At 45.8% G+C, this 19,571-nt stretch carries 17 protein-coding genes and 3 pseudogenes; 10 read left to right on the forward strand and 10 right to left on the reverse strand.

Features of this window, described 5'->3' with window-relative positions; genetic code table 11:
* Positions 1 to 4 precede the first annotated feature (4 nt).
* The 3 genes from narH to narI are packed head-to-tail and all read left to right on the forward strand — an operon-like array spanning position 5 to position 2,918.
* Positions 5 to 1,531 carry a nitrate reductase subunit beta gene (gene narH / locus AC55NX_RS08595; RefSeq protein ID WP_496995350.1) on the forward strand — a complete coding sequence of 509 codons (1,527 nt, stop codon included), beginning with the start codon at positions 5 to 7 and terminating at the stop codon, positions 1,529 to 1,531.
* On the forward strand, positions 1,531 to 2,241 hold the full coding sequence (gene narJ, locus AC55NX_RS08600) for a nitrate reductase molybdenum cofactor assembly chaperone (RefSeq protein WP_496995351.1): 711 nt from the start codon (positions 1,531 to 1,533) through the stop codon (positions 2,239 to 2,241). The genes narH and narJ overlap by 1 nt, the downstream gene beginning before the upstream one ends.
* Positions 2,241 to 2,918, forward strand: coding sequence for a respiratory nitrate reductase subunit gamma (gene narI, locus AC55NX_RS08605; RefSeq protein WP_496995352.1), 678 nt, complete (start codon positions 2,241 to 2,243; stop codon positions 2,916 to 2,918). The genes narJ and narI overlap by 1 nt, the downstream gene beginning before the upstream one ends.
* Positions 2,919 to 2,990: 72 nt before the next feature.
* On the opposite strand, the gene narL is transcribed toward narI, so the two are convergent.
* From narL to AC55NX_RS08645, 8 genes and pseudogenes are all read right to left on the reverse strand, one after another.
* A complete protein-coding gene (narL, locus tag AC55NX_RS08610; RefSeq protein WP_496995353.1) occupies positions 2,991 to 3,659 on the reverse strand; it encodes a two-component system response regulator NarL in 669 nt (222 codons plus the stop codon).
* A 13-nt stretch (positions 3,660 to 3,672) separates the two neighbouring features.
* Positions 3,673 to 5,502: a histidine kinase gene (locus tag AC55NX_RS08615; RefSeq protein ID WP_496995354.1), complete on the reverse strand. Its 1,830-nt coding sequence runs from the start codon at positions 5,500 to 5,502 to the stop codon at positions 3,673 to 3,675.
* Complete coding sequence (locus tag AC55NX_RS08620) at positions 5,499 to 5,648, reverse strand: hypothetical protein (protein WP_496995355.1); 150 nt, start codon at positions 5,646 to 5,648, stop codon at positions 5,499 to 5,501. The genes AC55NX_RS08615 and AC55NX_RS08620 overlap by 4 nt, the downstream gene beginning before the upstream one ends.
* Complete coding sequence (locus AC55NX_RS08625) at positions 5,641 to 6,027, reverse strand: nitrous oxide-stimulated promoter family protein (RefSeq protein ID WP_496995356.1); 387 nt, start codon at positions 6,025 to 6,027, stop codon at positions 5,641 to 5,643. The genes AC55NX_RS08620 and AC55NX_RS08625 overlap by 8 nt, the downstream gene beginning before the upstream one ends.
* A 320-nt stretch (positions 6,028 to 6,347) precedes the next feature.
* Positions 6,348 to 8,309, reverse strand: a complete 1,962-nt coding sequence (locus tag AC55NX_RS08630) for a glycoside hydrolase family 3 protein (RefSeq protein ID WP_496995357.1) — start codon at positions 8,307 to 8,309, stop codon at positions 6,348 to 6,350.
* A gap of 310 nt (positions 8,310 to 8,619) precedes the next feature.
* Entirely contained in the window at positions 8,620 to 8,748 is a 129-nt protein-coding gene (locus AC55NX_RS08635; RefSeq protein ID WP_077337172.1) for a DUF2474 domain-containing protein, read from the reverse strand.
* Positions 8,749 to 8,769: 21 nt separating this feature from the next.
* Positions 8,770 to 8,973 (reverse strand): annotated as a pseudogene (locus AC55NX_RS08640) (cytochrome d ubiquinol oxidase subunit II); the annotation flags it as partial.
* Positions 8,960 to 9,454, reverse strand: a pseudogene (locus AC55NX_RS08645) (cytochrome ubiquinol oxidase subunit I); the annotation flags it as partial. The pseudogenes AC55NX_RS08640 and AC55NX_RS08645, both read right to left, overlap by 14 nt.
* A 151-nt stretch (positions 9,455 to 9,605) precedes the next feature.
* On the opposite strand from AC55NX_RS08645, the gene AC55NX_RS08650 reads away from it, so the two are divergent.
* A complete protein-coding gene (locus AC55NX_RS08650) occupies positions 9,606 to 11,033 on the forward strand; it encodes an aminotransferase-like domain-containing protein (protein WP_496995358.1) in 1,428 nt (475 codons plus the stop codon).
* Positions 11,034 to 11,530: 497 nt separating this feature from the next.
* On the opposite strand, the gene AC55NX_RS08655 is transcribed toward AC55NX_RS08650, so the two are convergent.
* A complete protein-coding gene (locus AC55NX_RS08655) occupies positions 11,531 to 13,744 on the reverse strand; it encodes a glycoside hydrolase family 6 protein (RefSeq protein ID WP_496995359.1) in 2,214 nt (737 codons plus the stop codon).
* A 798-nt stretch (positions 13,745 to 14,542) separates the two neighbouring features.
* Between AC55NX_RS08655 and AC55NX_RS08660 the strand changes: the two genes are divergently transcribed.
* Positions 14,543 to 15,019 (forward strand): LabA-like NYN domain-containing protein, encoded by a 477-nt coding sequence (locus AC55NX_RS08660; protein ID WP_496995360.1) that lies wholly within the window; start codon positions 14,543 to 14,545, stop codon positions 15,017 to 15,019.
* A 70-nt stretch (positions 15,020 to 15,089) separates the two neighbouring features.
* On the opposite strand, the gene AC55NX_RS08665 is transcribed toward AC55NX_RS08660, so the two are convergent.
* Positions 15,090 to 16,244 (reverse strand): aminotransferase-like domain-containing protein, encoded by a 1,155-nt coding sequence (locus AC55NX_RS08665; RefSeq protein ID WP_496995361.1) that lies wholly within the window; start codon positions 16,242 to 16,244, stop codon positions 15,090 to 15,092.
* A 142-nt stretch (positions 16,245 to 16,386) separates the two neighbouring features.
* Here AC55NX_RS08665 and AC55NX_RS08670 point away from each other — a divergent pair, with 142 nt between their 5' ends.
* The 5 genes and pseudogenes from AC55NX_RS08670 to AC55NX_RS08690 all read left to right on the forward strand — a co-directional run bounded on the left by AC55NX_RS08670 (position 16,387) and on the right by AC55NX_RS08690 (position 19,571).
* Positions 16,387 to 17,256, forward strand: a complete 870-nt coding sequence (locus tag AC55NX_RS08670) for an AraC family transcriptional regulator (RefSeq protein WP_496995454.1) — start codon at positions 16,387 to 16,389, stop codon at positions 17,254 to 17,256.
* Positions 17,257 to 17,365: 109 nt separating this feature from the next.
* On the forward strand, positions 17,366 to 17,731 hold the full coding sequence (locus AC55NX_RS08675) for a cupin domain-containing protein (RefSeq protein ID WP_496995362.1): 366 nt from the start codon (positions 17,366 to 17,368) through the stop codon (positions 17,729 to 17,731).
* A 104-nt stretch (positions 17,732 to 17,835) separates the two neighbouring features.
* A pseudogene (locus AC55NX_RS08680) lies at positions 17,836 to 17,955 on the forward strand (GNAT family N-acetyltransferase); the annotation flags it as partial.
* A gap of 126 nt (positions 17,956 to 18,081) precedes the next feature.
* Complete coding sequence (locus tag AC55NX_RS08685; protein ID WP_496995363.1) at positions 18,082 to 19,452, forward strand: SecDF P1 head subdomain-containing protein; 1,371 nt, start codon at positions 18,082 to 18,084, stop codon at positions 19,450 to 19,452.
* Entirely contained in the window at positions 19,434 to 19,571 is a 138-nt protein-coding gene (locus AC55NX_RS08690; RefSeq protein WP_496995364.1) for a hypothetical protein, read from the forward strand. Before AC55NX_RS08685 ends, AC55NX_RS08690 begins: the two co-directional genes overlap by 19 nt.

Genomic DNA, 19,571 nt, shown 5'->3' on the forward strand with positions numbered 1-19,571 from the left:
GGGTATGAAAATTCGTTCGCAAGTTGCCATGGTGCTGAACCTGGATAAATGTATTGGCTGCCATACCTGCTCCGTCACTTGTAAAAACATCTGGACGAGTCGCGAGGGTGTCGAGTATGCGTGGTTTAACAACGTAGAAACGAAACCGGGCGTCGGGTATCCGACAGACTGGGAAAATCAGCAACGCTGGCAAGGTGGGTGGATTCGTGGCATTAAAGGCCGGCTCACCTTGCGTCAGGGCAACAAAATCGGTGTGTTGTCCAAGTTGTTTAACAACCCGCATATGCCAGAAATCGATGACTATTATGAACCGTTTACCTTCGATTATGAGCATTTACAAAAGGCGCCGAAGCAACGTCATCAACCGATTGCCCGTCCGCGTTCTCTGCTTACCGGGCAGAGAATGGAAAAAATCAATCATGGGCCGAACTGGGAAGATACGCTCGGCGGAGAATTCACAGCCCGTTCCGCTGACTACAATTTTCACCATATTCAAAAACAGATGTATGGCGAATTTGAAAATACATTCATGACGTATTTGCCGCGTTTATGTGAACACTGCCTGAACCCCGCCTGTGTTGCGAGCTGCCCGAGCGGCACGATTTATAAACGGGAAGAAGATGGTATTGTCCTGATCGACCAAGATAAGTGTCGCGGATGGCGGATGTGTATCAGTGGCTGTCCTTATAAGAAAATCTACTTTAACTGGAAAAGCGGTAAATCCGAAAAATGCATCTTCTGTTATCCCCGTATTGAAGCAGGTATGCCTACGGCTTGCTCCGAGTCTTGTGTCGGCAGGATCCGCTATTTAGGGGTGATGCTTTATGATGCGGATCGCATTCAAGAGGCCGCCATTGTTGAACATGAACATGATCTCTATACCAGTCAGTTGAGCCTTTTCCTTGACCCGCATGATCCGGAAGTGATTCGTCAGGCGCAAGCGCAGGGCATCAGTCAAAGTGTGTTAGATGCGGCACAGCAGTCCCCGGTATACAAAATGGCGGTGGAGTGGCAGCTTGCGTTACCACTGCATCCGGAATACCGCACGTTACCGATGGTGTGGTACGTACCGCCGCTATCGCCGATTCAATCTGCCGCAGATTCAGGATACCTGCCGCTGCGCAACGGATTGCCGGATATCGATATGTTGCGGATTCCGTTGCAATATTTAGCCAATTTGCTGACTGCAGGTGATATTCAACCGGTGCAACTGGCTCTCAAACGCTTGATGGCCATGCGTCACTACAAGCGTAGCGAGACCGTGGAAGGCACCATTGACACCAGCGCGATTGAGGCGGTGGGTTTGACGGCCATGCAAGTGGAAGAAATGTACCGTTATCTGGCAATTGCCAACTACGAAGATCGCTTTGTCGTACCATCCGGGATGCGTCAGGAAGCGGATCATGCTTATGCTGAATCAAATGGTTGTGGTTTCAGTTTCGGCGACGGCTGTCATGGTAGTGATAACCGAGTCAATCTGTTTAATAGCCAGAGAATTGATGCAATCGACATTAGCAAGGGGGATCAATAATGCTGAGTTTACGAATGATTGCGCACCTGCTGGATTACCCGCAAGAGATGCTGTGGTCTGAATATCACGAGCTGATTGCATCAACGGATCAATGCACTGAATTAAATTTGGCGCAAAAAAGCGATTTAAAACAGTGGATCAGCACTTACTGCGAGCAGCGCTTATTTGATGTGCAAGCCCAATATTGTGCGCTGTTTGACCGCGGCAGATCGCTATCACTGTTGCTATTTGAACACGTGCACGGTCAGTCCCGGGAGCGTGGTCAGGCGATGGTCGATCTGATGGGGCAGTATCAGCAACAGGGGTTAGAGCTCGACTCTAAAGAGCTACCCGATTATCTACCGATGTATCTCGAATATTTGTCGATACTCTCTGAAGACGAGGCCGTGCAGGGGCTGAAAGATATTGCCCCGATTTTGGCATTGCTGACAGAAAGGTTGCGCCAAAGAGACAGTGACTATGCCGCGCTGATGTCCCTGTTGCTCTCTCTGAGTGCTGCCCAGTTAAATACGGCTTCAATTGCTGAAAAGGTCAAGCAAGAGGAGCGGGACGACAGTGTTGCAGCACTGGATCAAGTGTGGGAAGAAGAGCAGATCACCTTTATGGACAACACCCCGTGCGACAGCCAGACCCGGCAGCATCAGCAGCGGTTTGCGCAGACCATTCAGCCCCAGTATCTGGATATCAGCCAACTGACAGGAGAAGCATAATGGACTTTTTCAATCAATTTTTATTCGGCGTCTATCCTTATATCGCTGCGGCGGTGTTCTTACTCGGCAGCTGGCTGCGTTACGACTACGGGCAATATTCGTGGCGTGCCGGTTCAAGCCAGTTGATGGACAACAAAGGGATGCGGCTGGCCTCAAATCTGTTCCACATCGGTATTATCGGCGTGCTGGGCGGACATGCATTCGGGATGCTAACCCCGCATTGGGTGTATGAAAGTTTTCTGTCCATTGCATTGAAACAGAAACTCGCCATGTTTGGCGGAGGGATGTTTGGCGTGATGACATTAATCGGTGGCGGATTGTTGCTGAAACGTCGCTTATATAACCCGAGAGTCCGGGCGACATCATCATTTGCTGATATTCTGATTCTGGGATTATTAGTCGCTCAGGTGTGTTTAGGGCTGTTGACGATACCGTTTTCTGCACAACATATGGATGGCTCAGAAATGGTGAAGTTTATGGAATGGGCACAGGCAATCGTCTATTTTCATGGCGGTGCAGCCGAGCATCTAAGTGATGTCGCATGGATATTTAAACTCCATATTGTGCTTGGTATGAGCTTATTTGTTGCGTTTCCGTTCTGCCGTTTGGTTCACATCTGGAGCGTGCCGATAGAGTATATCAGCCGCCGCTATCAGGTAGTCAGATCCCGGCGTTGACCCTCCCCACATCTCGTCGATGACAACACTTCGATAATAACCTATCGATGGCTCACCATGTAGCCATCGATATTATTGATCAATCCCTTGCTGGTGCACCCAGACTGCGGCTTCAACCCGGGAGCGTAGTTGCAGCTTTTTCAGGATATGTTTGACATGCACTTTCACGGTTGTTTCGGCAATATTGAGTTTTCGGGCGATTAACTTGTTGGGTAAACTTTGTGCCAGTAGTTTGAGTACATCCAGCTCTCGCGTGGTTAAGGTATCGATTTCTCGTTGCGCCTGATGAGGAGAACTGCGCAGCTGTTTTGCCAACAGATTGGCAAGTTTAGGGCTGACGACCAACTCACCGAGACAAACTTGTTCGATGGCGTGGAGCAGATCTTCCGCTTCCATATCTTTTAATAAATATCCGTCTGCCCCGGCTTGTATCGCCCGGACTAAGTCTTCCTCATAATTGGAAACCGTAAAAATGATAATACGGCTGGTAATATCATTTTCGCGCAGTAATTTGAGTGTTTGAATACCATCAATATCAGGCATATTAATATCAAGTAAAATCACATCAGGCTCATCATCGAGAGCGAGTTTGACGGCTTGCGGACCGTTATTACACTCTTTGACAACCTCGATTTGCGGGTTTAATTGCAGCAGCTGCTTGAGCCCTTGCCGGAGCATCGGGTGATCATCGACGAGCATGACCGTTGCCGGTGATACGGTTGTTGCGTTGGTTGTATGCATATCGCTTCCCTCATTATGGATAGAACTGAATCGCGATTTCTGTGCCCTGATCGGGTTTAGAATCAATCGTTAAGTGACCGGCCAGTGCTTTCACTCGATCGGCGATAATCGTTAAGCCGTAATGATTCGTCATTGCTTGTTGTTGTGGTTCGATACCAACACCGTTATCCATAATATTTAAATGACACATTTTATTTTCGTCTTGCGTTAAGTGGATCATAACTTCCGTTGCCTTTGAATGTTTATAAATATTACTCAATGCTTCGCGGATAATCTGCAATATATGGATAAAGTGGTGAGGTGTAATACTGTTATCCTGCCACTGATTGTTGATCTGAATTGAAAATCCCAGCTTTTCGCTATATTCATCAACACTATTTTTAATCGCATTGGATAAATCGGAGTCATCGATTTTTAATCTGAATGTGACAAGTAATTCTCTTAACTGATGGTAAGCCGAGTTAATTTCTTTACTGATATCTTCAAGTAATGTGTGTTGCGTGGCAGAAAAATTATCACTTTGCATCCGTAAAATCCCACTTTTTATTTTTAAAAAGGACAGGGATTGCGCGATAGAATCGTGCAGCTCGCGTGCGATGGTATGACGCTCCTCAAGCACCAGAAGTTGATGTTTACGTTGTTCCTGAAACCGTGTTGCAAGATATTGAGTGAAGAGATCACAAAACGTTTCGATCAGCTTTTGTTTTTCTGACGGGAGCACCTCATCGCGGTAGGTGGTTTGTAAGATGCCGTATTCATGATAATCGTCACTGACCGGCCAGTTTTGTGGCGTAAAAGCACTGTTTCGTTGTTCATCGGTGGTTTGATAGTCGCTTATTTGATGGTCGATCGTTTGATGGTAGTGAATTTGTTCATCAATGAAATAGCGCAGCTTGTCGCTCGGGTTGAATGTCACACTGTGTAACTCTAACAATGAAATTAACTCCTGAAACAGCGGAGATAATGTATTGATGTTTAAGTGATGGCGGTTAAAGCGTTGTCCGCTGCGATAGAGGAAATCCAGATAATCATTTTGCTGTTTTAATTCGGATGTTTTCTGATGGACTCTCTCTTCTAAGTCATCGTACATCACTTTCAATTCCACCGACATATCATTGAACGTTTCACCTAAAACGGCCATTTCATCCCGATAATGACGCGAATCAAACCGTTGTTCAAAGTCACCATTGCGAATGGCATTGGCAATGGTCAGTAACTCTCGCCAAGGGGTAAATAACCTTTTATGCAAACCTTTAAAGGCAAGAAAAAGGAAAATGATCGTCAGGGCGATAAAGATATTCTGCGTTTGTGAAATCGTGCTAATGGTATGTTCGGTATGATTGTCTATTTGTGAGATTAAAACATTCAGTTGCACGATGAAAGATTCGACCGCCTGCAATTTTTCATCTTTGTCCTGAGAGGTGAGTAGCGTTGGCTTGATGTCTGAATACCAGAGCTGAAGAATTTCTAAATAGGGCTTTTCGAACTTTTCATGTTGGATAAAGCGCTGAAAAGACGCTGCTTCTAACATATTTTCAAGGACGGAGATATCCGGAGTGATGGATTGTTGCCCATTGCTCAAGGCGAGTAACCGGTAGCTTTGCATCCGTATTGCACCGACCTGATTAATCATATGCGCGTTGCCCTGAATGCTTTCACTGGTATTGGCACTGATAAGCATGCCGGTAATCGAGAGTGATGCAAGGCAGAGTATGATAATGCTGATCTTTTTGACAAAAGAAAACTGACGCCAGAACATAAGGTTTTTAATCGACATAGACGCACGAATATTCATCAAGAGGAGTTGATGATTATACCATGCAAGACTCGGCCGATTCGTCAAAGATATCTGCGGATATCACATAAATCTTCATTGAGGCCGGTGTATCGTTTGTCGATTGGTTTGACTTGCTCACCCAATGAACAACTCCGTCGTTGGTGTGAATCGTGGATGCCGTAAATGCCGTAAGGTTGCGGCGTTCTACTCATCCGCATTCTGTTTCCGTTGATGGCGATTGGAGGCGTTGATTTGCGGCTTGTCGGGGCAAGCCTGCTTTTCATGGTACAGGTGCCGTATTGCCAGAATCGGATGATGAAGCAGCATCCGCGGGCCTGAATCGCGCATAATGACCCGGATTTGCGCTTTCGGCTCAGGTTTATAACAGTGAATCGGACATTGATTGCATGTCGGTTTCTGTTGTCCGTACGGGCAACGATCCAGCTTTTGTTCTGCATACTGTAACAGCGTTGCACATGCCTCGCACAAAGGTGTGCCATGGTGATATTTCGCACAGTATATTTTCATCATTGCACGGATGGTTTTGAATTCTGTGGCTAGTTTGCCATGCAAAATTGTACTGTCAGGCATATATTCATCGTCACGTGTTGAAAGCACCAGTATAACGACAGAGCGAGGGTTCGTCTGCAACGCGTTTATATCGATGCCCGTTACTACTGCATTATAAATTACCGTAGATGAACTGGTGTATTTACAAGGTGAAGTGACGACATTGAAAGAGCTGATGGCAAAGGTTTTTCTGGCACGATTGGGTTATTGCTATCCATGCCATTTCTGAAAAACCACCGCTACTTTATCAGTAATGGTGGTTTTAAATTAAACATCAATGAGTTGTAAAATAATCAGTGGCAAAATAACCGTCACGATTGGATTTTATAAAGAATATAAAATCATTGGCTCATTCCATAATGAATGGGAAATAGTGGGTTATTGGAATCATGCGGTTTGGCCGGATCTTGTGATAAGACCGCCTGCATTGTTCTTGGTAACTCGAATGGCATTTTCGCGGTATAGATTTTATCAGATGTTAATCGTTGAAATAACACCTCATCACTGACACCAAAGTTGGCGATTAAGGCATCTGCATCATCTAAAATATTGGTTAAAATCGCCGGGCGATCTAAGTAAATGGTCACAATCGTTGGCACATGCTGCTTGGCTTTCTGAATCGCAAGATAATCTTCATTATCAGGTTTGAAGTCCAATGCACCTTCATGATGCTTTTTGCCGAAGTAATAATTCTTATGCGGTCTTTCGAACGGGGTTGAGGTTCTTAAAAGTGCAAGATCAGCATCTTGTAACTGCTCAACAACCTGAAAACCATACTTCTCTGCAACATCTTTATGAATGCCATACAACCATATTTTGTTGCCAGTCTTGAGCGGTAGAACATGGTCGTTTTTTAATAAAACAAGAGATTTAAACTGAGCGGTATTCGCTAAAGTTGAGAACTGTTTGTTGCCAACGATTTCATCTGCTTTTTTCGCATCCACATATGGATTTTCAAACAAACCGATGTTGAACTTTTGATTCAAAATACGCAGCACGGAAGCATCCAGTCGTTTTTCCGATACCTTCTTATCTTTCACCACATTGACTAATATTGCCGAGTCAACGACACCACCGAATTGATCAATGCCCGCATCAATAGCTTTGGCAAACCGATCTTCAACGGAGAGATCTTCGACGCCCCAAGGCATTCCTCTCGGTAGGATTTTTTCTCCCGCTTTGAAACCGTTGATACAATCTTCTTTACAATTTCTGGTGATTAACCAATCACTTAAGATTACACCTTTAAACCCGTAAGTATCACGTAATAGATCTTGTAATAAAAAACGGTTATATCCTGCACCGACTTGTGGGATTTCTTTTCCATTGTGGGTGACCCCTTGTAGTATCGAATAGGTTGGCATCACCCCAGCCGGGTTTGCTTTAAATGCTTCGATAAAGGGGGAGATATGTGTATCTAACGACGTTGATTTAAAATCTGCGTATTTTCCGTAAGCGTTATGGCTATCCCAACCGTCTTTTGCTGCACCATAACCAACCCAATGCTTCACGATTGTGACAACACTATCTTTGTTGAGACCATGTGATCCAGACTGCATACCGGTAATATAGCTGCGAGTCATTCTGCCAACGATATCCGGGTCTGCCCCAAACGTTCCGCTAATCCGAGGCCAACGTGGTTCACTCGCAATATCTGCTTGGGGAGATAAAGCTTCTGTAATCCCGACTGCCCGGTATTCTTGCCGGATAATATTGGCGTATTTTTCAGTCAGTGCCTCATCATTAATGGCTGCTATTCCCAGTGTTTCCGGCCATTTGCTGAATTTGCCTGAAGCAACGGATGCACCTTCTAAATATTGGAACGAATTCCTCGGATCTGAACTAATGGTAATCGGTATCCCTAAACGAGTCGTTTCAGCAATCCGTTGTAAACTATTATTTTGTTCTGCCAGATGGCTGGGAACCTTACCTTGCAGCCTGGTGATAAAATGGGAAACATGATTATTTTTAATCAGCGTTGTCACTTTCTCTTGATCATAACTTGCACCTCGACCCAATATGTCTGAACTGGGCGCAGAACCATGCATCATTAACCCTGCTTTCTCTTCTAGTGTCATTAAAGACAAGAGATCTTTAGCTCTTTCTTCTGTGGGGAGCCGCCAGTCTTCGTATGGGTCGAGTTTGCCATTTTTATTTAAATCTTTAAAAGTTTGACCATCAATATTCAATATTTTGAGGTTATTGCTATCTAAATGAACATCCGTATTCGCGAAAGAATCGATGGGAAATATAAGGAGTGCCAAACAGGACTTAAGTAGGAAATTGTGCTTTATTATCGTCATAGGATATATCTCAGAGTTGTTTCACTGGATTATTAATTTTAATAATATCAAAGAACTCAGCGACAGAAACTATCTTTATTTTTAAAAGTGTGAACAGTGTTTATCAATAGGTAAAATTAAAAAAATCTATATACAGTTATTCATTTTTATATATAACAAAAACGGGTCGCTATTTAGCGATCAATTTTTTCTACTTATTTCTTATCGTATATCAGATCCATTTAAAGCGATTAAAGTGAATATCCCCGTCATTCAGTGAATAACGGGGATATCCAGTGATATTTCAAGCTTAAACATGCCATTCAAGAATTTAAGACTTGAGTCCTGCGGCAGTCATTAACAGGCGAAAACCCATCGATACGACCCCTAAAGCCACAACACTCAGTGCCCAGATGCCAATCATCCAAGCCCATTGTTCAATGCCGCGTTTTATCTTCATTGTTAGCTCCTCAACCTGAGATTAGTGGTAGGCTTCACCTTCTTTGACTTTGCCGGTGAAGACAGAGTAGCTCCAGCATGTGTAGGCGAGAATCACCGGCAAAATCAGTGCTGCACCGTACAACATGAAACTCTGGCTGCTTGCCGGAGCTGCGGCTTCCCAGATGGAAATATTCGGTGGAATGATATTCGGCCAGATACTGATACCAAGCCCGGCCATCGATAATTTCATGGCCTTGTGGCGTATGCATCCAGCTATTGGATGCCAGAATCCAAAAGGTTGAAATAATTGTGCCGAGAGCAACCATTGAGGTTGCAAAAAAGTGTAGTTTGTCACCCACACGGTTCCAGCCGAACAGCATCACACCGAGAAAGCCGGCTTCAAGAAAGAATGCGGTCAGCACTTCATAGGTGAGCAGCGGGCCGGTAATACTGCCGGCAAAATCAGAAAAACCGCTCCAGTTGGTGCCGAACTGGTAAGCCATCACCAAACCAGACACAACGCCCATACCAAAGTTGACGGCGAAAATTTTCGACCAGTAGTGATAAAGAGTTTTGTAATCCGGATTGCGGGTTTTGAGCCATAAACCCTCAAGCACAGCGAGGTAAGTTGCTAAGCCGATGGTAATGGCGGGAAATATGATGTGGAAGGAAACAGTAAAAGCAAACTGTATCCTTGCCAGCATAAATGCATCGAGACCAAACATAGATTTCCTTTGAGCTGAATATTATTTTTCTTTGCTATGTTAATCGTTGGTTGGGTCAGTATGTAGATACAGAAAAATACATAAACCTATAACAGTTTTTTATATTAATTGTTATGATCAGTGGTAATGGCTTACAGCGGAGGTTGGGTTTTTGGCAAAGTATCAGGCGTTAGTCGATCAACTCAAACGGCAGATTCAGTGCGGTATCTGGAATCCGGGCGACAAGCTGCCCTCATTACGAAAGCAGTCTGAACACACGGGGATCAGCTTGATGACTGTGCTTCATGCTTATCAGTTACTGGAATCTCAGGGATGGATTGTGTCGCAAGCGCGATCAGGATATCGGGTTGCGCCCCGAGTCAAAACCAAGAATGCTCATCCCCCTCAAGTCGCGGTCTCTTCAATAGAACATGTTGATATTAATGAGTTTATCTTTGAAGTGCTTCAGGCCAGCAAAAATCCGCAGTTAGTCAATTTCGGGTTTGCTTATCCCAGTCCGGATTTATATCCCCATTACCATGTGACGCGTGCATTTTCGAGTGCGGCACGCAATATGCCAGTCTCAAATACATTCAATAACCTTCCTCCCGGTAATGAGCAACTCAGACAACTGATCGCGAAACGTTATGCCGCACGGGGGATTGAAATCTCACCGGATGAAATTGTCATCACTGCCGGTGCATTAGAAGCGCTTAATTTGAGTTTGCAGGCTTGTGCCTCTGCCGGTGACTGGATTGTCGTTGAGTCACCGACATTTTATGGCGCGCTCCAGTCATTGCAGCGTTTGGGATTAAAAGCGCTTTCCATCAGAACCGATCCCGTGACCGGTATTGACATTGATTCATTGGAGAGGGCGTTGCAAACCCATCCGGTGAAAGCGTGTTGGTTGATGTCCAATCATCAGAATCCGCTCGGGTTTACATTAACCGATGAAAAGAAAAAGCGGATTGTCGATATTTTGAATCGCTATAACGTTGCTTTGATTGAAGATGATGTATACAGCGAGCTGTATGAGGGCAGTGAACCGATTACCTCGATGAAGATGTACGATGACACCGGAAACACTATGTTATGTTCATCATTTTCGAAGTCTTTAATCGCAGGGTTGCGTATCGGTTGGGTGGTGGCGGGTAAAAGAGCACTCGATATTCAGAAACTGCAATTAATGAGTACCTTTGCCACCAGTGCGCCGATTCAAACAACATTGGTGCATTATTTAACCAGTCGCAATTACGAATTACACCTCAAACAGTTACGCAAAAAACTTGCAGAGCGCAAGAAAAAAATCACAGAACGATTAAGAGCACAGTTGCCCCGAGCTGTAAATATCATCAGCCAGAAAGGGGGATATTTCGTCTGGCTCGAACTCCCCGAACATCTTGATGCAACCGATATATACCATGCGGTATTAAAAGAAAATGTCAGTATTGCACCGGGGAAAATGTTTGGTTTGAACGATCAATATAACCACTGCATCCGGCTCAATGCATCTTTCGAGCTTGATCATCATCGCATGAGAGCGTTGGATATTCTGGCGAGCAGTATTGTGACGCAAATTAACGACAGCACTCAAAAATAGCGAAGTCACGCGATGACTTTTGTCTCACTATGACTTTGATGCCGTTGGGCATGATACGCGCCCGGATGTGTTCTCCTTACAAGTCGATGTGAGTGAAGAAAAAAAGCGTCACCATCAAGTCGGTTTAAGCCCTTATCTCTGAAGGGAAAATCGGTACGAAATATTTGGTGATTTTGTAATCAGAATCGGCCTGGTCAAACCCGTCCTGAACTCGACCATTGATTTCCATCTTGTTGAGTAGACAGGATTGGCGATGACGAAAGCAGAACTATCTCAACGTGTTGTTTTTTTCAGCTTGATGTACGTTTTCTTTTTGAAGCACTCGGCTATGAATCCTTTATGCCAAGGTCGGTGAGTGAGAACACCGGTATTCACGCGTAGAATGTAATCAATAGAACAGTAATAAAAGGCCGGATCCTGTGACAGGATCCGGCGGTTGGGGTTATCTGATTGACCGAAACAGAGTCGGTATTCAGATGGTGGATAGTTGATTGACCTTACTCAGCCGGGGGACCTGCTGGCTGATCAACCGGTGGATAAGCATTTTCTAACAGGTGTTGGAACCCTGCGGAATACCAGCGACCTGCGTGTGGCGCATTATCCATTGCACCTGTGGGCAATGGTGCAGAAGTGCTCATTTTGTCTGGGTCACACATTGCATCGTACTGCTTCGCCGGATCATCCGGGTCAGGCTGATAGTCTGGTTCAGAGATACCGTCTGATTCACCCGGTGGTTTTACCCAAACGAAAGCATCAACGCCGGCATAAGGATCAGCCCATGGTTTGTAGCCAATACCACTGGGTTGGTTACACCAGTTACCGCGGTGGTAACGACGGTCAATCCGTGATTCATCCACATAGGTGTTTTTATCGGATGAATAACTGACATGTGTTGGTCGGTCAGAACCGCCCCAGCCATTTCGTCCGGTATCAATCAACATCCCGATGGTGGTTGGTGCACCTTTGGCGATCATCCGTGTGCGAAATTCAATCGCATAGTCTTTCTCATCAAAGTATGGGTTCCATTCATAGAAATCCGCACTCCGGATCGGACCACCTCCGAGGTTTTTGGTTGGATCTGGGAGGTAAGTTTCAACCAGTGGGCTGTAGTTAGCCGTGTTGGTGATGAAACCGGCAACGCTCTCCCAACCAGCATCTGTCCCTTTGATCACGTCAGAAATCATGGTGATTGCCGGATCAAAGTTACTATCCCAGCCTAGCCAGCCAGAGTGAGCCGCATCAATGTATGAATAGACGTTTTTGATGGGGGCAAACTTATTGAGTGCGTAGGTAATCCCTTCACGGTAACCGCCTTCACCGGCTGCTTCTTTACATTTTGGAACATCCATATTGGTGACGAGGTTCGGTAAAGAGTCAATCTCGATAATCGCAGCAATCCGGATGTTTTTATACTTCGGATCAGCAAAGATTTCTGCAATTGGGTCGATAAACTCATTTTTATAGCGAACCATACCGCCTTCAGAAATGAGCAATTCACCATTGGATGCCAGTGCTTTACAGTCACGGTTTGGTAAATCATAGACCACGACAGTGAACAGGTTCGCACCTTGTTCTAGGGCTTCATCTAAGTGTGCCCGCAGGCCCATTTGACTGTCTGTTCCTGCAATCGCACCGATGCGGTCGAGCCAGACCCCAGTATTTTGGTCAGAGATAGCGCTACCGCCCGGTTCTGCTGCTGCTTTGGCTGACCATTCCGGATTGACATACCAAGTTGCACTACGGAATGGGTTGTCTACTCGTTCAGTTGTTGGTGGGACATCGTCATCCGTCACGTTGACAGTTTTGATAATCTTGCTGGTATCAATACCATCGGTCACGATTAACGAGACTGTATATTTACCGGGATCCGCATAAGTGTGTGACGTTGTGACACCAGAACCCGTTGCACCATCACCGAAGTCCCAGATATAGGTAAGAACATCGTTATCCGCGTCGGTTGAAGCAGACGCATCAAAGTTGACCAATAACGGGGCTTGTCCGGATGCCGGTGTTACAGTCATGGCCGCCACAGGTGGTGTATTGCCTGATTCAGTCGTGACATTAATGACCACATTGGCGGTATCGACACCTGTGCCATCACTGACAGTGAGTTTGGCGGTATACTGGCCGGGTTCGGTATAGGTATGCAGTACATCTTTGCCTGTACCGGTTTCTCCGTCACCGAAATCCCAGATGTAGGTTAATGCATCTCCGTCCGCATCGGTTGAACCACCGGCACTAAAGCTGACCTCGAGCGGTGCAATGCCAGAAACCGGTGTTGCATCGGCAACAGCGTCAGGTAAGTGATTTGGTGGCGGGGTGTCTCCACCACTACAGGTTGAGCCCATTAATTCAACATTGGCAGCGCTGGTGCTATTGCGGGTTCCCATAAAGTTAACCGCCAAGCTTTGGCCTTTTTTAATGGTTCCGTTCCATTCGGTGTTCACAATGTAATAGGGGTTATTCCCTGAAAGTGCGCCACTCCAGGATTGTGTGACAGCTACGCCAGCTGGGTATTTCATCCCAATCTGCCAGCCATTGATATCTGCATTCTCATCATTGTTGATGGTCACAACGCCTTGAAATCCGCCTTCCCATTCATTGGTTAATGAATACGAACAAGATGCAGCTTGTGCGCCGATTGACGACAATGCTGCACCGAGTGCAAAGACCAGCGGTAACAACCGGAGTTGTTTCTGCCTTTTTCTCATTTCTAGCCTCCTACGGTTAGTTTTATGCATATTTTCTCAACCTTCCTGATTAAGATTTTCTTTTTATACTACTGATTAAAATGTTATTTGTATGAATGGTATTATCAACAAACATTCATAATACTTGGTTCTAGATGGCTATTATATTAGCGTCAAGAAATTGCGATGAAATAATATAAATAATTCTATTTATTGTGAGTCGAGCCACGAAATAAAGAGCGATGAATAAGCAAGTAATCAACATTTATTGGGGGGTTTTAATTAAAATGAAACAAAATTTCATTTATAAATTTTCTATTTAAGTGTTTGATTTTTTTTATTTTTGTTTTTTAATATTTCGTTTATGTTTTTTCGTTTTTTTATTTAAATTATTGTATTTTAATATGATATTTTTATGATGTTATCATGCATCAATATTATGAGATGACGTACTCTATATTGAGGCGGTTTTTAATTTTTATGCTATTTTTTGATGTGTTTTGAGTGTGTGTTACAAATATTTGGAATGCTTATCACTGATTATTATGAGCGGCATGTGCTTTCGTTGTATCATTTTTAAATAACAGTGAATGAATTGAGAGAATGTTATTTATGCAATTTGATGAGTATTGGTGTGAATCGACAGATGGCATCATTCTGGGGGATAATCGTTCATTCAATATTGGTGTTCGGTCTCGATAAATATTGGTGTCTGGTCTCGATATAAGTGACATGCAACGATTTTCTCTGGGTCGGGACCGCGTTTCATATTACACTGCACCTCTCAGAAACACGACCAACAATCAAAGGCCTGCCCAGATGAAAAAAGTTCTGTTACTTGTTGACGTACAAAACGTGTATTACACCACCCGACAAGCCTATCAACGTCACCTGAATTACAACAAGTTATGGGCCAAATTGACTGAGAACAGACAAGTCGTGAAGGCGATTGCCTATGCAATTGACCGGGGGGACCCGAAGCAACAGGAATTTCAGAATATCCTGAGAGCGATCGGTTTCGAGGTCAAACTGAAACCCTTTATTCAACGTGCGGATGGTTCAGCAAAAGGGGACTGGGATGTCGGGATTACCATTGATGCAATAGAGTATGCAGCAGATGTCGATATTATCGTGTTGGTCTCCGGAGATGGTGATTTTGATGTGTTGGTGAAAAAGTTATCCGGTGACAAAGGGAAATGGGTTGAAGTGTATGGTGTCCCTGAACTGACCTCGGTTACTTTGATGCAAGCGGCCAGTCAATATATTCCGATTGATGCTGAGCTGTTGATGGCATAAGACTCAGCATGCGCCTCCGCGGACGCAGATAGCCGCGGAGTGCAATGAATTGTGATTTGCGCAGCGGCGTTTAATCTAAATAAGCTTTTAGCCCGTCGGCCAGACGGTTGACGGCTTCGGTCAGTTCTTCCGGACTGGCATTGGTAAAATTCAGTCGTAATGCCGCAGGCGATGGCGCAGCATCGGGATAAAAGACCGGGCTCGGTACGACCGCCACACCTTTATCCAACATCGTTTTTGCCAGCGCAAATGTGTCGCAATCCGGCAGAGAAAGCCAGATGAACATTCCACCGTTAATTGGTTTGAGATGACAACCTTGAGGCAGTTGTTGACTCAGGGCAGTATACAGACAGTCATAACGGGACTGATATAAATGACGGATACGCTGGATATGCTGCTCAAAATCGGGGTGTTGCAATAGCCCGAGCAGCAGCGCTTGCATCGGGACACTGGAGTGCAGATCCGCACCCTGTTTGACTTTGATTAATGGCTCCAGATCACTGCGTTTCCCTGTAACCACACCGATTCTCAGCCCCGGAGAGGCAATTTTAGAAAACGAACGTAAGACAATCGAATGGTTCGGACAGAAATCAGAAACCAGCGGCAGCGCTTCACCGCTGAAACGTAGCTCGCGGTAGGGCGCATCTTCAATCAAGACCACATTGTATTGGCAACAGAGTGCTGCGACTTGCTGGCGAACCGACAGGCTCCAGCACACCCCGGTCGGGTTGTGAAAATCAGGCACTGCATAGAACGCTTTGGGTTGCTGTTGTTGGAAGCACTGTTCGAGCAACGCGATATCCGGGCCGTGTTCTGTCTGTGGCACGGTGACAATATTGGCCTGAACCAGATTAAAAACCTGCATGGCACCCAGATAACTGGGGGCTTCCATCGCAATAGTGTCTTGCGGGTTGAAGTAAGCTCTGGCGATGAGATCTAACCCTTGCTGTGAGCCGGTACAGATCATGGCAGTGTGCGTGTCAGGTAACTGATAAAGCTCGTGCAGATAGTTGATGAGGGGTTGATAACCGGCGGTTGCACCGTATTGAAAGATCTCCGGCATGTGTACCAGTTTTTCCAGCGTTGGTTGCATCAGCGCAATCGGGAATGTCTGTTCGTCCGGCAGCCCTCCGGCCAGTGAAATTACATTTTTATCGGTGGCGGCACTGAGGATCTCTCGGATATAAGATGAACGGGTTTGTTGTAATGAGTGCGCAATTTCCATGTCTGTTCCTGTTTGCTGTTTTATTGTATCGGGCTGTTTTCTATGGAGCACAGCCTCTAGAGGAGAGATAGTACAGGGGATTGCTTAAATGCAAATGTCCATTTATGCTGAACAATATGTCCATTTATGCGATTTATCTGTCATGAGCCGCCATCATATTTCCCGGATCAATGATGTTCTCTTTTATATTCATAAAGATATCAGTAAAGAGTTGTCAGCCAAGGCGTTAGCCGATGTGGCGGCTTATTCCGAGCAGCATTTTCATCGAGTGTTTAAACAGACGGTCGGTGAGTCGATTCATCAGTATATCCGGCGCACACGGATGGAGTATGCAGCCAATCAGCTGATGTTTGACCCGACTTCTTCGGTATTGGAAATTGCCAATAACTGTGGGTTCAGTTCGGCGTCTTCATTCAGCCGGGCTTTTAAAGCGACATTCCAGATGTATCCCGGTCAGTGGCGGCAGCATGATATGGGGACTGCTGAAAAACCTTATCTCAGAGATCCGGAAATCGCAGCCGGCTATCAGCGTGTAGCAAGTCGGGTATTACAGCCGCCCAAAATTTTAGACGTCCCGGATCGCATGGCGGCTTACGTGCGACATACGGGGTACAACCGCTCCATTCGCCATGCTTGGTTGGTTTTGAAAGCGTGGGCGGAGAGTGAAGGGCGTGATGATACGACTCAGTTTGGCTTACACCATTCGAACCCCGCCTGGGTCGCGCTGGACAAATGCCGCTACGTGGCCTGCCTTGAAATTGACCGCCCCTTGCCGTTTCGCGGTGTGGTCAATCAAATGATAATCCCCGGCGGTTTACATGCTGTGTTTCATTTACAGGGGATGTATGGTGAATTGCTGCCGTACATCAGCCTGATCATGGAGCAGTGGCTACCGACGTCTGGGTTTAAGCTACGCTCGACACCAGCTTATGTTCACTATCATCAAAATCACTTTCTCCATCCTGATGAACAGTTTGAGTTAGATTTTTATTTGCCGGTGAAATTCTTTTAAGGCGACGGGCTAACTATTTTTCCATGAGTGATTCTCGTGGCATTCATGATGAAGAAATGGCATTTTAATCATACGTTGTGTCATTACGGTCATAGAGGAGAGAAGGTCAGTGAATAAAATTAATATTCGTGAAAAATTCGGACAGTTCACCGAAGTGTGGACACCAAAAATTATCGCTGAATCCAACGGTCAGCTGGTAAAAATCGCCAAAGGGAGTGGTGAACTGGTATGGCATGCACATGAGCATGAAGATGAACTGTTTATTGTGTTTCAAGGCCAGCTGACTTTACAACTGAAGGATAAAAATATTGTGCTCAACCCCGGTGAAATGTATATCGTCCCCAAAGGTGTCGAGCACTGTCCGAAAGCAGAGCCGGATACACATTTTATGATGGTTGAGCCGGCATCGACGGCTCATACCGGGGAGATCCAAAGTGAAGTTACCGTCTCTTCAGATCAGCAAGAATGGATTTAGCGGAACATTCGATTGTTCATTGCTGGATAATTCAATTCACAACAAACACACAGACATCGGGCTGTGCCAGTGGTTGAGACGTGATACACAAGGAGGGTGGTAAAGTGATCAGTATTCGTGAAATGGGTATCGCAGACTATGACAAAGTGATTGCTCTTTGGGAGCAATCTGAGGGATTGGGTCTTCGCGATGCTGATTCAAGAGAAAGCATCGCAAGTTACTTAGCCTTGTTTGTCGGGGGCCTCATCATGCTACTCGGTCATCTATTGGTCGTGATGAATTTAAAACAAGCCATCGCGCCCCGAACCCAGATAAAGCCCGGGCATTGAAATTCAAGTCTTTGCCCCAATATGATTAGGCATGAAAACGAGCTTACTCTCTCTGTTTCGCAAGCTGACGATACTGTTATTTGTTGGCTTGTTAGTCTCTGTCTATTCTCAGTGTTGCGCAATCGCAATGCCGTATGGAAATACTTAGTATTAATCACCACCCTCATGATTATGGCACTGAGCGCGATTCCGACTTGGTATGGTGAAGATGCCGCCATTCAAATACCAACGTCTGCGACGTTAGCGCTTGACCCTCAGGGGATTCATCGTGTGTTGCTGCAACATGATATATCGGTCAAAAAAATTAATTCGAATCCGCAGGTTACCCAAGTGGTTTTAGCTGCGCCGACGATGCAGGCAAAGGCCAAAGAGATACTCGCCGGATACGCAGCCCATCCTGAAAAACTGACTCTGGCTTTGAGCCCGTCCGCACCGGATTGGCTGCTCAAACTTGGATTTTCGCCCATCAAGCTCGGATTGGATTTACGGGGCGGGGTTCAATTCTTATTAGATGTTGATACAACGCCCGTGTACCGCCTTCAGGCAGAAGCGCTTGCGAATGCGGTCCGGGATTTTGCCCAGACGCAAGGGATTCGAGGGCTACATTTGAGAAACACCAACGACGGGCAACTGCAACTCATTTTACCTCACGAGGCAAGAGAGGCCGTGAGCAATTATCTCGCCAGCCATTTTCCTCAATGGCAAGTCATGCGTGACGGGAAAATGTTAAAGCTTCAGCTCGACCCCAAAGAGAAAACCGATCTGCGAGTGAGGACGGTGCAGCAAAATTTACAAATCATGCGGACCCGTATTGAAGCGTTGGGCGTGACCGAAGCCTTGGTTCAGCGCGAGGGGGAACATCGCATTCGGATTGAACTGCCGGGCGTGCAGGATCCGGCCGTTGCCAAAGATGTGATTGGCTCAACGGCAACGTTGGCGTTTTATGAAGCCTTTCCGATGGCTGATGGCAAGACGCAGTTCATCAAGAACGTTCAAGGTGAGACCGTGATTGTTGGCAAAAAACCAGTGTTGACCGGGACACATATTCTCGATGCGAGAGCAAGTGCCGGAGAATTGGGACAAGCCGAAGTGAATATCACCTTAGATAGTGAAGGCGGGAAACAGATGATGACGTTTTCCGGCACGCATATCGGGAAGCCGATGGCGACGGTATTTAGTGAATATAGCCGGCAGCCTGACGGGACGTTGACTCAGAAAAATAAAGTTATCAGCGTCGCAACTATTCAGTCTGCATTGTCGGAACGATTCAGGATCACCGGGGTCGGGACGCACCAACAAGCGCAGCAGCTGGCGTTACTACTCCGTGCCGGTTCAATGACGGCACCCGTCACCTACAAGGATTCTCAATCGCGATGTTTATTGGCATCCTGACGGGCACATTCTCCTCGATTGCCGTGGGGACATCATTGCCCGAATGGTTGGGGCTCACCAGTCAGCATTATCGGCCGCAGCCAGTTGTGTCGGATAATAAAACGGAACTGCCATACTAG

It is taken from the genome of Vibrio rubrogenes, assembly GCF_059641415.1.

Excerpts from the sequence above, each read along its gene's own strand:
- AC55NX_RS08685 (WP_496995363.1), top strand. The coding sequence starts at position 18,082 with ATGATTAGGCATGAAAACGAGCTTACTCTCTCTGTTTCGCAAGCTGAC.
- AC55NX_RS08620 (WP_496995355.1), bottom strand. The coding sequence starts at position 5,648 with ATGAGTAGAACGCCGCAACCTTACGGCATTTACGGCATCCACGATTCA.
- narJ (WP_496995351.1), top strand. The coding sequence starts at position 1,531 with ATGCTGAGTTTACGAATGATTGCGCACCTGCTGGATTACCCGCAAGAG.
- AC55NX_RS08660 (WP_496995360.1), top strand. The coding sequence starts at position 14,543 with ATGAAAAAAGTTCTGTTACTTGTTGACGTACAAAACGTGTATTACACC.
- narL (WP_496995353.1), bottom strand. The coding sequence starts at position 3,659 with ATGCATACAACCAACGCAACAACCGTATCACCGGCAACGGTCATGCTC.
- narH (WP_496995350.1), top strand. The coding sequence starts at position 5 with ATGAAAATTCGTTCGCAAGTTGCCATGGTGCTGAACCTGGATAAATGT.
- AC55NX_RS08635 (WP_077337172.1), bottom strand. The coding sequence starts at position 8,748 with ATGAAGATAAAACGCGGCATTGAACAATGGGCTTGGATGATTGGCATC.
- AC55NX_RS08665 (WP_496995361.1), bottom strand. The coding sequence starts at position 16,244 with ATGGAAATTGCGCACTCATTACAACAAACCCGTTCATCTTATATCCGA.
- narI (WP_496995352.1), top strand. The coding sequence starts at position 2,241 with ATGGACTTTTTCAATCAATTTTTATTCGGCGTCTATCCTTATATCGCT.
- AC55NX_RS08690 (WP_496995364.1), top strand. The coding sequence starts at position 19,434 with ATGTTTATTGGCATCCTGACGGGCACATTCTCCTCGATTGCCGTGGGG.
- AC55NX_RS08625 (WP_496995356.1), bottom strand. The coding sequence starts at position 6,027 with ATGCCTGACAGTACAATTTTGCATGGCAAACTAGCCACAGAATTCAAA.
- AC55NX_RS08655 (WP_496995359.1), bottom strand. The coding sequence starts at position 13,744 with ATGAGAAAAAGGCAGAAACAACTCCGGTTGTTACCGCTGGTCTTTGCA.
- AC55NX_RS08670 (WP_496995454.1), top strand. The coding sequence starts at position 16,387 with ATGAGCCGCCATCATATTTCCCGGATCAATGATGTTCTCTTTTATATT.
- AC55NX_RS08630 (WP_496995357.1), bottom strand. The coding sequence starts at position 8,309 with ATGACGATAATAAAGCACAATTTCCTACTTAAGTCCTGTTTGGCACTC.